Raw genomic sequence first — 13,708 nt, forward strand, 5'->3', positions numbered from 1 at the left:
GGAAGTTAAGCATGCCAGAGGTAAAAGTTCCAGAATTAGCAGAATCAATCACAGAAGGTACCATTGCAGAATGGTTAAAACAAGTAGGCGATAGCGTTGAAAAAGGAGAAGCTATTGTCGAATTAGAAACAGATAAAGTAAACGTTGAAGTTGTTTCTGAAGAGGCAGGCGTAATCCAAGAACAATTAGCTAACGAAGGTGATACAGTTGAGGTAGGTCAAGCAATTGCTGTCGTTGGTGAAGGAAGTGGCAATGCAGATGGCGGCTCAACAAATGATGCGCCTAAACAAGAAGAAGCTAAACAAGAAACAAGTAATGAGAATGATAAATCAGATGATGAATCATCTAAACAAGATGCATCTTCATCTTCAGATAAAGACTCACACCAACGTGTCAATGCTACACCATCTGCGCGTAAATATGCCCGTGAAAAAGGCATTGATTTATCAGAAGTAGCACCACAATCAAATGATATTGTCCGTAAATCTCATGTAGACCAAAGTCAATCAAATAATCAACAGGCATCACAACCTGCTGCAAAAGAAGAACCTAAAAAAGCACAACCACAAAATCCATCTAAACCTGTAATTAGAGAAAAAATGTCACGTCGTAAAAAAACTGCTGCTAAAAAATTATTAGAGGTTTCTAATAATACAGCTATGTTAACGACTTTCAATGAAATTGATATGACAAACGTAATGAATTTACGTAAACGTAAAAAAGAGCAATTCATCAAAGATCATGATGGAACAAAATTAGGTTTCATGTCATTCTTTACTAAAGCAGCTGTCGCAGCATTGAAAAAATACCCTGAAGTAAATGCTGAAATCGATGGAGACGATATGATTACAAAACAATTTTACGATATCGGTGTTGCTGTATCTACTGATGATGGCTTACTTGTACCATTTGTAAGAGATTGCGATAAGAAAAACTTCGCTGAAATTGAAAATGAAATTGCAAACCTAGCGAAAAAAGCACGTGATAAAAAATTAGGTTTAGATGATATGGTAAACGGATCATTTACAATTACTAACGGTGGTATCTTCGGTTCAATGATGTCAACACCAATCATCAATGGTAACCAAGCTGCAATTTTAGGTATGCATTCAATTATAACTCGCCCAATTGCAATAGATGCTGATACTATCGAAAATCGTCCAATGATGTACATTGCATTAAGTTACGATCACAGAATAATCGATGGTAAAGAGGCAGTAGGATTCTTAAAAACAATCAAAGATTTAATTGAAAATCCTGAAGATTTACTATTAGAATCTTAATCCACAACACAAAATAGTTTATAAACCCTAATACAACGGCGTTCAGCGTCGTTGTATTTTTTACTTTTAAAGATTTAGGGTAATATGCCTTTAAACGTACCTCGATTAATTTAAGTAAACATAAAAATATTGAAATATAAAAAACACCTCCGTATGATTCATTTTAAATGTAGTCAACGAAAGTGTTTTATATATAATTCTACAAATGTTTGAGATCAACCCACAGCTCATATAATCACTATTTGGGCTTGTATAAAGTAAAGGGATATTTCCCTCAATTAATCAATAATGTACCATCATATTAAACCTACATAGGCTTTCTGAATGATTTTCAAATATATGGAAGACATTGCCATTAAACTTTATTGAATCAAAGCTGTTAACGTTATAGCGTTCTCCATCTATCGTTAATGATAAATAACCATCATAGACTGTTATATAAACAGTACTGCTAGCGCCATATGGTGTTCCGTTCATAAATCCGTTACGCTCTAAACTAATCATTTTAGATTCGAATTTCTTGTGTATATCAAATGTAAAATATGGATATATTATATAGCCATCATCTGATGATTGTATGGTCTCCAATCGTTCAGCTGATATTTTCTTCACATGGTTTACATGTATTTCAGTTGTTAGATCTGCAAGTGACAACTTTAAACCGTGTGCTATCTTCCATAAAACTGTAAGAGAAGGAGTGGAATCATATCTTTCAATTTGTCCTAACATTGCTTTACTCACTCCAGAAATGGTTGACAAATATTCTAAAGAGTAACCATTTTGTTTTCGATAAAATTTTAAATTCTCTGCAACGATTTTATTGATATCCTCCATTAAACCCACACCTTTATATTCATTTTTCTGTATAAAATAATTAAATCTTTACATATGTTATAACATATTTTTAGATGTTATAACATTAATTGGTATAGGGGAGGGGTCAAGTTATTGTAATAACAGTACATTGTATCATATACTCGAAAACTAAACTTTGTGATAGTTATTGATATTTTTGATAAAAATACACTGTCATACATATAAGACGAATCGCATTTTTAATTTAACTTGCATTAAAATGTTTATAATAATCTCTTGGGCTACATCCATAAGCTGATTTGAATCTTCTATAAAAATTAGAATAATCTGTGAAACCACATAGATTTGCAACTTGTTGAGGACTTTCTCCTTTTTTTAACATATATTGCGCATTTTGCAGTCTTTTATGTAGCAAATACTTATAGGGTGGATATCCAACTAATTTTGTAAATTGTTCAGTTATTTTATATCTACTTACATAAAATTGTTGCTCTAAATCTTCTAAAGAAATAGGATGGGCAAAATTCACTTCCATATAATCTAATATTTGTCTAACAAGTTCTGAACTGTTCGTTTGGTATGGTTCCAACGTTCTATTATCTTCTGCAACTCTATTTAGAATAATAAAGAATTGTGTTAATAATGCATGTTCATTTAGCTTTTTCCCACTATAATTATGGTCCTGTTCCTTTAATAAACCTTGCCAGATATAATACAATTCTCTTTTTTGTATTTCTGTTAATTGTAAAAGACTTTTGAAATGTACTGAAGAAATATCAAAGCATTGTCCTAAGTCAAAATCTTCAGTAGATAATTTTTTTATCAAATCACGATTAAACCTTAAACCAATTCTCTCAGCATGACCGTCTAATTGCTCATTTAGTTTATGAAATTCATAGGGTGTGATAATTAATAAAGAACCAACATCTAATTGATATGTACGATCCTCTATTGTATAGATCATGTTGCCTGATAATGAAAAGAATATTTCGTAATGGTCATGATAATGTAGTTCATTACCAAAATGTCCATCACTTATTTTATGCCATGCCGCGTAAGAGCCATGACGATTTAAGGAAATGGTATCTAAGTTGAACATTATTTCATCTTTATATGACATTTAGAATTCCTCCTCAAATAACAATCTTTTCCTCTTTATTTACAATGTTCATAATTTTCTAAAAATATATACTTATATTATAACATTTTTATTGAAAGGATGAGTGACATGGTTAAACCACGTATAGGAGTACAAATGATGATGCTAAAAGAAAAGGTTAATGAAGAAGGTATATATAATGTCTTAAAAAAAGTACACGATCTTGGTTATAACAGTTTTGAAGTATCACAAATTGAAATGTCAGAACATAATGTTTCAGAAATGCAACGGGCAATCAATGATTTAGGTATTGAAATTTCAGCAATGTCTTGTGGTGTTGAAGATATTTCTGAAACAGAAAAATTCCCTGGAGATACATTACAAAACAATATAGAGAAAATCATTGCAGATTGTAAGGCAGTGAATTGCAATATTTTAAGAATAGGCATGTTACCAATAAATTATATGGGGTCTAAAGCAAAGGCACTTACATTTGCAAATAAATGTGAGTTTTATGCCAAACAACTAAAAGCTGAAGGTATTGATTTGTATTACCACGCTCATAATTTAGAATTCGTTAAATACGATGGCCATTATATGTTGGATTTAATGCGAGATAATACGACACTTCTTGGCTTCGAATTAGATATTCATTGGATATGGAGAGCTGGACTAGATTCTATTGCAGTACTGAAAAACTATAAAAATAGAATTCGTGCGATTCATTTAAAAGATTACAGAATTGGTGAAATTGATATGGATCAATATCCAGGAGAAGGTCATGAAAAGATTTATTTCATGCTTCATATGATTACTCAGTTTGCGGAACTTGGTGAAGGTAATCTACCATTACCGCAGATTATTCAAGCAGGTTTTGACAGTGGTAGCGAATATTTCTTCGTAGAACAAGATGCACTTTATGGTAAAGATGCTTATGATTGTTTAGTTACAAGCCGTGATTATTTATTGGCTAATGGCTACCGAGATTGGTTCTAAACCTCAAATTAACGACAATTTTGTAAGCGCTAACAATAGAAAGGTGAATAAAATGAATAAAATTAAAATATCAGGATTTTCTGATGAAATTGCTTCGGATTTTACAACACAATTGAAAACTGTTAAAGAGCTAGGAATGAATTATATTTCTTTGCGAGCAATTGATGGGCACAATATTAGTCAATTTACTGTCAATACGATTCAAGACCAAGTCATCCCAAAACTGGAACAATGGGGCATAGCAGTATCTTCCATTGGTACACCAATTGGAAAGATCTATATTGATGATGAAGTATCTTTTCAACAACAATTAATAGAATTAGAGGAACTATGTAAAATCGCTAAATTATTAAATTGCGATTACATTAGAATATTCAGTTTTTATATACCAAAAGATAAAAATTTTGATAATTACAAAGTACAAGTAGTAGAAAAATTACAGCAATTTGCAGAAATTGCAGAATCGCATCATGTTACTTTATTACATGAAAATGAAAAAGATATTTTCGGTGATATTGGTCGTCGTTGTAAAACTATTTTAGACGAAGTAGCTTCGGATCATTTTAAAGCAATTTTTGATTTTGCTAACTTTGTGCAATGTGGTGAAGATCCGCAAAATTGCTATGATTTACTCTCTCAATATGTAGACTATATTCATATTAAAGATGCAGTATATAAAGACAATGTCAATGTCGTATGTGGTACTGGTGATGGTCAAATTGCAGCAATCTTAAAGCAGTTTTTCAATAATGGTTATTGTGGATTTTTAACATTAGAACCACATTTAGTTCTTTTCGATTCTATAAAAGATTTAGAGATTGAACATTCTACAGAAACTATTGAAAATGCTGCTGCACAAACTGGCGCAGAGGCATATCAAATACAATACAACGCATTATTAGAAATATTAAAAGAATTAGAAGAGGAGCATGCTTAATGGAAAAAGTACGTTTAGGAATCATAGGCTTTGGTGCACAGGGAAGTACTTATGCAGAATTTATCAATAGTGGCAAAGTTGAAAATCTCGTTATTGGTGGCATTTGTGATATTGATCCAGCAAAAAAAGTACAAGTTCAACAACTTTATCCAAATGTGCCATATTTTGATAGTTATCAATCATTAATCAAAAGTGGTGAAGTGGATGCAATAGTTACAACAGTACCACATTATCTACACACTGAAATTGGAAAATATGCCTTAACACATGAAGTTCATGCATTGTTAGAAAAGCCTGCTGATATTTACGCTTCTAAAGTACAAGAAATTACTGACTTAGCACAAACTAAACCTCATTTAACATTTGGTATATTTTTCAATCAACGTACTAATCCGCTATATCAAAAGGTAAAATCACTTATCGATACTGGTGTAATTGGCAATATCCGTCGTACAAATTGGATCATTACTACTTGGTGGCGACCACAAGCGTATTACGATCAAAGCGCGTGGCGTGCAACATGGTCACAAGAAGGTGGCGGTGTATTAGTCAACCAAGCGCCGCACCAAATCGATTTATTACAATGGCTATGTGGTTTACCGAAAAAAGTATATTCAAACATTAAATATGGCTACCAAAGAAAACTCAACGTCGATGATGATGTTACAACGGTTCTAGATTATGGTAATGGAGCGACTGGTGTTTTTATCACTTGTACTCACGATGTGATAGGCACAGATCGTTTAGAAATAACTGGCGATAAAGGGAAGATACTTGTTGAAGATAGTTCTAAATTAACCTTGACACATTTAAACGAATCAGAAACATCTATGAACAATAAAATGAATTGGTCTGAAGCACAAGAAATATTTAAAGGCAAAGCATTAGATGACATTTATAGTAGAGAAACATTTGAATTTAACAGTATTTGGGGAGAGCAACATATTAATGTACTTAACAACTTTGCAGCTAATATAATTGACGGAACACCTCTCATTGCTCCTGGAAGTGATGGTATTAATGGTGTAAATTTAGTTAATGCATTTTATTTATCCAGTTGGCTAGGTAGAGAAGTTACACTTCCAGTTGATTCACAACAGTTTGAACTCGAATTAAACAAACAAATCACAACTGAGAAAAACGAATAATAAATCTATTATAAACAAAGTCAAATGGAGTGAATGCTATGCTAAATATCGGTATTGTTGGCCTTGGCGATGTATCAAATATCCATATACAAGCCATTAATAATAATCCACATGCGCAAGTTATCGCTGTATGTGATAGTGATCAATCACTTAAACACAAAGTTCCGGAAGTTCCTTTTTATGAAAAGCTTCAAGATATGTTAAATTACGAAGATCTTGATTGTGTCCATATTTGTTTACCGCATTATTTGCATTTATTTGCTACAAGACAATGTGTGGAACAGGGGGTCCACGTACTTCAAGAGAAGCCCTTAGCACTTAATGCAAGGGAAGGCTCTGAATTATTAGAACTAGAAAAAGCATATCCACATATTAAAATTGGAATCTGCTTTCAAAATAGATACAATAAAACATTTCAAACATTACAAAAAATTGTAGAAAGCAATATATACGGTCCAATAAAAGGAATCAAAGCACTTGTCACATGGTCACGTCCAAATAGCTATTACACTGATAAACCGTGGCGTGGCCAGTTAAAACATTCTGGTGGAGGCGTATTAATTAATCAAGCAATTCATACATTAGATTTAATGCAACTTCTAGGTGGTTCAATGAATTCAATTCGCGGTAATACCACACAACTTTTAGATTACAATATTGAGGTTGAAGATACTGCTTCAGCAAATATTATTTTTAACAACAAGGCGCATGGTCTATTTTTCGCAACAAATGCTAGTATTTCGAATAGTAGTATTGAATTACAAGTTATCTTTGAAAATGAAAAGCTTACCATAAAAGATAATATACTGACACGAGTTAATTCAGACAATATTAAAGAACAAATCGCAGCAGATGATATCATGCCAGGTACAAAATCATATTATGGCCCCAGTCACGGAAAACTAATAGACCATTTTTATAACTGTATAGATTATAATTTAAATAATTATATTCATGTTGAGGATGCAATTACAGCCAATGTGATGATTGACGCCATAGTAAAATCATCACACACAAATCAAACTGTTATGTTAAATGAATAAATAAATTAAATATAAAATAAGTGAAATGAATTCATAAAAAAAGAGACAAATCCTATGTCGTTCTAATGCATTAGGGTTTGTCTTTTTAATTTAACTTCAAAATATAAAGCAATTATTTACATTACGTATATATCTTTTACTAAAAATAATTAACATAAAGCCTAATAGCTATCATTTATATTGATATTACACTCTAAATGATTGATTTTACTATTTAACTTTCATACAATTATTTTATGAAAAGAACTTTACAACATATTAGTTAATTTATTTATTTTATGCAATAACAAAGGTGGAATAATATGGACTATGCCATCAAGGCAACAAATATATCTAAATATTATAATAAAAAGAGAATTATTGAAAATTTATCCTTTAATATCCCTAAGAATGCAATAACTTTAATAAAAGGGCAAAATGGGGTTGGTAAAAGTATTACGCTAAAATTATTAACCCAATTAATTACACCAACATATGGAGATATTGACTGTTCGTACACGATAAGCTATGCACCAGATACCTTACCAAAAAACATTAAATTAACAGTAGCGTCATATCTAAACTACATTAGGAAACTACACGTCAATAAAAGAAACTATATCGACAATGAAGGTTTAAATCACTTAATGGAACGCTTTAATTTAACTGCGTTTCGCAATACACCTTTAACCGAATTATCAAAAGGTACATTGCAGAAAGTCAATATTATTCAGTGCTTACTGAACAATACTGATATATTAATCTTCGATGAACCATTCTCTGGATTAGATGAAGCAACCGAACAAACATTTATAAATTATTTATCTGAACTTGCGCATGATAAAACGATTATCCTAACTGCCCACAACCATATTATAGAAAATACTATAGTTACTCATGTACTTAATTTAAATACTAAACAATTCTATCAGGTACACGATAAGAAAAACATTGAGTTAAAACAAATATTAATTCCAAATCAGAAAACGACATTGCCGAATGAAATTCAGCAATATATCGCTGATCAAAAACAGAAAGAACACAACATTATTGCGCTTACAGCATTAAAAACGAATAGCAACCTTTTAATAAAGTCATTAATTGATCATAACTATGAAATCATAGAAGTAAAGGACCTATAACTATGCTCACAACTTTTATTAAATATGAACATTCAAAATTTATAAAATCTTATCTATACATAGCACCTGTATTCCTGTTCTTATTAAGCGTAGTAGGCATATACATTTATCGAAATATACCGATTTTATCCAGTTTCGCTTCGACAGCGATCATATTATTTATTATTTTAACTTGGATTACCATTATTAATTTCAATCATGATGGTACGAACGAACGTCATATTCTATATTGCCAATTACAAAGTCGAATAAGATATCTCAATAATAAGATATTGTATTTATTTATATTCAGTTGTCCATTAATTGTGTTATCACTGGTCTATCCAATAATAATTGGGGCATTTGATAAAGCACTGACTCTCAATTTGCTCATCATTGGACTTATTGTTCATTGTCTAATGAGTGTCTTTGGAATCTTACTAGGTACTTTTGTTACCAATACTATAATTAAGAGTAAGAAATATACCTGGCTGCTGACAACCTTAATTGTGGTTATCATCTTAACAAAGACTATGCTTATAGAAAGTTTACCATTATTAAAATGGATCTTATGGGTGTTCCCACCAATCAATCGTTTTATTAATTTATTAACATCTGATAATTTACAATTGACAAATTTTCAATTTCTAAGTGCTATATTATTAGCAATTGTCTATTGCATTTGTGCATATCTCATAATTAAATTACTTTTTCACAGAACATCTGACTTATAAATATAATAGCTATCTACATAAGTTGTCGGTAAAATAATCACTACATTAAAAAAGCGAGTTAACGTTGATGCATATACATCAACGTTAACTCGCTTTTTTATAATAATTAATCATTATATTTATATTGCTTTAAACTTATTTAAGCAATAAACAAAAACAATTCAATTAGTGCAATAATCAAAAATACTAGAAAGATTATTCCATAGATATTATTATTAGATTTTGCAGAACCTTTGGCTTTCTGTTTACTATTTAAGTTAGTTACGAAAGTGATTCCTGAGTAAACTGCAATTAACACTGTGATTGCAAAGATAATCCAAATTCCAGACATAAAATAACGCCCCTTCACTTTACTTTTACTTAAATTGAAGTTTTACCTAAAATTTATATTTTATGATATATACATTTTAATACATTTCAAGTCTATATCCAATGCCATTTAATTATAATTTTGTGAACGGTTGAGTAGAACGACAGTTCGTCATACAAATATACTGAAAAATGCGTTATAATAAGTTGAAAAGACAAAAATAGAGGGGTACATTAAATGAATGGTCTTAGAAGTGTTACAACAGGTACAAGCGATTTAGCGAAAACTAAAACATTATTTAAAGATATACTCGGACTGAATGTTGCAGAAAAAGGTCAGGCCCTTCGCTTTGGAGATGCTGAATTAAATTCTGGGACACGACTGCATTTTGTCGAAATACCAAACTATGATAACCGTAATAACCATATTGAAAATATTGGTCTTCGTATACCCAGTGATGAAGGACTGAATGAGTATCAAGAAATATTAACGAAACATCAAATTGCATACGAAGAAATTACAGATTTGAATGGTCATAAATACTTTAATTTTAAAGACGATAATCTTCAACCTTTTAATATATATTCAAATGAACATAACACTGGAGCACCACTCGGTATGCCTACATTTGAAAGTACAGTAAATCCGTTACATCAAATACAAGGGTTGGGTCCAGTTATAATCAGAGTTAATGAATTATTACTTACTCAATCGGTATTAACTGAGGTGTTCGGATTAATACATTTTGCTGAATATAAACCTTCAGCAACTGCAGATTATAAGGTTCAAGTATTTCAAATTGGTGATGGTGGACTAGGTGGCGAGTTACATGTTCATGCCTCTGATATCCCACTAGAATTACCTGAACACGGTATTGTAGAGCAAATAGAATTTGCTACAGAATCTAAATCACAATTTCAACATGCAATTGACCAATTAGAATCAATTGGTATCAAATATCAAAGTCTTGATCAAAATGGCGAAAGATCCATTAGAATTTCTGAGAATAGCGGTATCACATTTATCTTAACATTAGAAGGACAATAGAAAGGATTTTTAAAATGCTACACGAAACTTGGAAAGAACGTACACCAATTAAAAAGGTCGAAGTTACACATACAGATGCTCAAAAGTTTAAAGTATCGGATATGTTAACTGTTGGCAAAGTATATGATGTAATTAACGAAACAGAAGAATATTATCAAATTATTGATAATTCTGGGCTTGTTGGTGGCTATTACAAGACTTATTTTAAGGAAGTTTAAACAATATACACCGAAATCATATAATGTATTAATTAAACACTTATTCATTTATTTTCATCAAATTTAGACTAGAATTTGGAATGGCAAGCGTAATATTTAAAAGAAAATATTATGATTCACTTATTTTTAAGTAATGTGGGTTATAATATTTTTATTTGATATTACTTTCGGACACTTTTAATAGCAACCGAAACGATGCTTACTCATTTCAAATTCCGGTCTATTTTTAATGTGTCGATATAATAGAAAAGGTTAGATAAGAGGAGAATGACAATGGCAAATGCACAATATATAAACAAAGATGAAACTGTATTTAATGATGCAATCTCACTAATGGAATTAAACAAAAACTTATTATTAAAAGGACCAACAGGTTCAGGTAAAACGAAATTAGCTGAATCATTAAGTGAACATCTAAATAGACCAATGCATCAAATAAACTGTTCTGTAGATTTAGATGCAGAAAGTTTGTTAGGATTTAAAACAATACAAACAACGGATAACGGTTCGCAAGAAATTGTTTTTATAGATGGACCAGTGATTAAAGCTATGAAAGAAGGGCACTTACTCTATATTGATGAAATCAATATGGCCAAACCTGAAACATTACCTATATTAAATGGTGTACTAGATTATCGTAGAAAGTTGACGAACCCCTTCACAGGAGAAGTCGTAAACGCTGCTCCAGGTTTCAATGTAATTGCTGCTATTAATGAAGGATACATCGGTACGTTACCAATGAATGAAGCATTGAAGAACCGTTTTGTAGTAATTCAAGTAGATTATATTGACGGAGACATCTTAAGTGATGTTATTAAAAAACAAAGTCAATTACAAGATGAGATACTCATTCAAAGTATAATTAAATTCAATGAAGACTTACGTACAATGTCAAAACAAGGACAAATTTCAGAAGAAGCAGCAAGTATACGTGCATTATTAGACTTAAGTGATTTAGCTACAATCATGCCAATAAAAAGAGCAATTAAGAGAACGATAATTGATAAACTTGAAGATGAAAGAGAACAACAGGCGATAATCAATGCAGTAGAATTAAACTTTTAGTGAGGGATAATCATGAGTGATCGTTTTATTAAATTTAACGACGAGCAATTAGATGCGAAGCAAGTGATGATGCTTCAAGATTTAGCTCGATTACTTCTAAAAAATGAACAAACACAAGTAAAAATACAGAAATTCCCTTATTATGACCCGATTCAGAATATATTAATTACCAGTTCGTTTTGGTCACATAGAGAATCAGATATAGAAACAATGGGCTTAAAAACAGACGTACTACTTGCTGCATATGGATATAAATTAATGGATGAAACTGTTGTCCATGAGGTTATCCATAACGATGAGTTTGAGCATCCTAAATTTTTCCAACAACTTTTTAAGTTATTAGAGGATATGCGAGTATTAAATTTTATTATGTCAGAAAGACCTTCGACAACAAATGCCATACGAAAACGTAAAGCAATTCGTCTGAATTTTACACAAACACAAATCAATGTTTATAAGACTAAAACAACATTTACAGATTTATTATTTTTAAGTTTGGAAAAGTCATTTTTACAAGAGAACTTTTATGATTTACCGGATATTAATTCACAGATTGATGATGCAGTATTCGTAATGTATCAATATTTACCTAACTTTTTCCATAATTCAACATCTGAAGACAATATGTATTTAGCTGAGCGAATCATGTATCAAATCGATCATTTATTAAATGAAGATATGTTAAATGAATATTATCATTTACCTAAAAAGGTGTATGAAACAATGCATGAATTAAAATTTGAAGATTTAACACGTACAGACGCGAGCAATGTTGACGGTCAAAATCAAGAAAATGACAAAGATGCAGACATTGTAGCAGAAGAAATGGAATCTAATAACCAAGATAGCGCTTCAGAAGGTGGGGCATATCTAGAAATGGAATTACATGAAGGTGAAAATAGTGATGTCATGAGTGACAATGATACTGCTAGAGAAGGCGATCCATCAGATGATATGACAGATATGCAATCTAAAAAAGGTAAAGGTACTACTACTGAACGTGAAGATGAAGGCGGAGATAACGTAGGAGTTAATCCAGCCTTTGCCTTAACAGGTATCAATGAAAATGTTGAAATTAAATGGAATAAACCTGATATCTTACCGGAATACCTAACGCAATATCAAACTGTTGAGTCACAAGTTCAATTTGAAACTAAGGACTTAATTCAAATCATAAAAAAGGCAATTGATCGTGAATCACAAGATGCAAGACATAATTTAACTAAAGGTAGATTACAAAAGAATTTACTTAATTGGTTTATCGATGATCAATATAAATTATTCTACAAAAAGCAAGATTTGAGTCAATCTTTCGATGCTACTTTCACATTATTAATAGATGCTTCTGCTAGCATGCAAGATAAAATGGAAGAAACGATAAAAGGTGTGGTGCTCTTTCATGAAACATTAAAATCTTTAAATGTGAAACATGAAATTCTGGCATTTAACGAAGATGCATTTGATGCTGATAACTTAAATCAACCTAATATTATTGATGAAATAATTAGCTATGATTACTCTACAAATCCTAAAGATGGACCAAGGATTATGGCACTTACGCCTCAAGATGATAACCGTGACGGCGTAGCTATCAGAATAGCGAGTGATCGTTTGTTACGTCGTTCGCATAATCAACGTTTCCTTATTGTGTTCTCTGATGGTGAACCATCTGCTTATAATTACAGTCAAGATGGTATTTTAGATACTTATGAAGCTGTGGAAACTGCGAGGAAAATGGGGTTAGAAGTCTTTAATGTATTTTTAAGTCAAGACACGATAACAGAGGACATTGAGCAGACGATTCACAATATTTATGGTCAATATGCTTTATTCGTTGAAGGCGTAGAAAATTTACCTAGTCATTTATCACCTTTACTAAAAAAACTACTCTTAAAATCCTTTTAAATGTTTA

General features: G+C 31.3%; 13 protein-coding genes. 10 read left to right on the forward strand and 3 right to left on the reverse strand.

Annotated features, from left to right (window positions below):
* Positions 1-11 precede the first annotated feature (11 nt).
* Positions 12-1,283, forward strand: coding sequence for a dihydrolipoyllysine-residue succinyltransferase (sucB, locus tag ACY191_RS09270; RefSeq protein WP_042738695.1), 1,272 nt, complete (start codon positions 12-14; stop codon positions 1,281-1,283).
* Positions 1,284-1,565: 282 nt separating this feature from the next.
* On the opposite strand, the gene ACY191_RS09275 is transcribed toward sucB, so the two are convergent.
* The gene (locus tag ACY191_RS09275) at positions 1,566-2,117 is read right to left on the reverse strand and encodes an XRE family transcriptional regulator (RefSeq protein WP_042738696.1); all 552 of its coding nucleotides are present in this window, start codon (positions 2,115-2,117) and stop codon (positions 1,566-1,568) included.
* Between the two features lie 226 nt (positions 2,118-2,343).
* Entirely contained in the window at positions 2,344-3,219 is an 876-nt protein-coding gene (locus tag ACY191_RS09280; RefSeq protein ID WP_042738697.1) for a helix-turn-helix transcriptional regulator, read from the reverse strand.
* Positions 3,220-3,327: 108 nt separating this feature from the next.
* Between ACY191_RS09280 and ACY191_RS09285 the strand changes: the two genes are divergently transcribed.
* The 5 genes from ACY191_RS09285 (at position 3,328) to ACY191_RS09305 (ending at position 8,443) form a co-directional block, all read left to right on the forward strand.
* Complete coding sequence (locus ACY191_RS09285) at positions 3,328-4,194, forward strand: sugar phosphate isomerase/epimerase family protein (protein WP_229367199.1); 867 nt, start codon at positions 3,328-3,330, stop codon at positions 4,192-4,194.
* A gap of 52 nt (positions 4,195-4,246) precedes the next feature.
* Complete coding sequence (locus tag ACY191_RS09290; protein WP_229367198.1) at positions 4,247-5,131, forward strand: sugar phosphate isomerase/epimerase family protein; 885 nt, start codon at positions 4,247-4,249, stop codon at positions 5,129-5,131.
* A complete protein-coding gene (locus ACY191_RS09295) occupies positions 5,131-6,279 on the forward strand; it encodes a Gfo/Idh/MocA family protein (RefSeq protein WP_463270008.1) in 1,149 nt (382 codons plus the stop codon). The genes ACY191_RS09290 and ACY191_RS09295 overlap by 1 nt, the downstream gene beginning before the upstream one ends.
* A gap of 38 nt (positions 6,280-6,317) precedes the next feature.
* The gene (locus ACY191_RS09300; RefSeq protein WP_042738701.1) at positions 6,318-7,322 is read left to right on the forward strand and encodes a Gfo/Idh/MocA family protein; all 1,005 of its coding nucleotides are present in this window, start codon (positions 6,318-6,320) and stop codon (positions 7,320-7,322) included.
* A 302-nt stretch (positions 7,323-7,624) separates the two neighbouring features.
* Positions 7,625-8,443 (forward strand): ATP-binding cassette domain-containing protein, encoded by an 819-nt coding sequence (locus ACY191_RS09305; protein ID WP_042738702.1) that lies wholly within the window; start codon positions 7,625-7,627, stop codon positions 8,441-8,443.
* 852 nt (positions 8,444-9,295) lie between these two features.
* Here ACY191_RS09305 and ACY191_RS09310 read toward each other — a convergent pair.
* Positions 9,296-9,487 (reverse strand): hypothetical protein, encoded by a 192-nt coding sequence (locus ACY191_RS09310; protein WP_042738704.1) that lies wholly within the window; start codon positions 9,485-9,487, stop codon positions 9,296-9,298.
* A gap of 216 nt (positions 9,488-9,703) precedes the next feature.
* Here ACY191_RS09310 and ACY191_RS09315 point away from each other — a divergent pair, with 216 nt between their 5' ends.
* The 4 genes from ACY191_RS09315 (at position 9,704) to ACY191_RS09330 (ending at position 13,701) form a co-directional block, all read left to right on the forward strand.
* The gene (locus ACY191_RS09315) at positions 9,704-10,513 is read left to right on the forward strand and encodes a VOC family protein (RefSeq protein WP_042738705.1); all 810 of its coding nucleotides are present in this window, start codon (positions 9,704-9,706) and stop codon (positions 10,511-10,513) included.
* Between the two features lie 14 nt (positions 10,514-10,527).
* Positions 10,528-10,731, forward strand: a complete 204-nt coding sequence (locus tag ACY191_RS09320) for a DUF6501 family protein (protein ID WP_042738706.1) — start codon at positions 10,528-10,530, stop codon at positions 10,729-10,731.
* Between the two features lie 273 nt (positions 10,732-11,004).
* Positions 11,005-11,796 (forward strand): ATP-binding protein, encoded by a 792-nt coding sequence (locus ACY191_RS09325; protein ID WP_042738707.1) that lies wholly within the window; start codon positions 11,005-11,007, stop codon positions 11,794-11,796.
* Positions 11,797-11,808: 12 nt separating this feature from the next.
* Positions 11,809-13,701 (forward strand): vWA domain-containing protein, encoded by a 1,893-nt coding sequence (locus ACY191_RS09330; protein WP_229367196.1) that lies wholly within the window; start codon positions 11,809-11,811, stop codon positions 13,699-13,701.
* The last annotated feature ends 7 nt before the right edge of the window (positions 13,702-13,708 follow it).

This window comes from Staphylococcus sp. TCBT05, assembly GCF_055179755.1.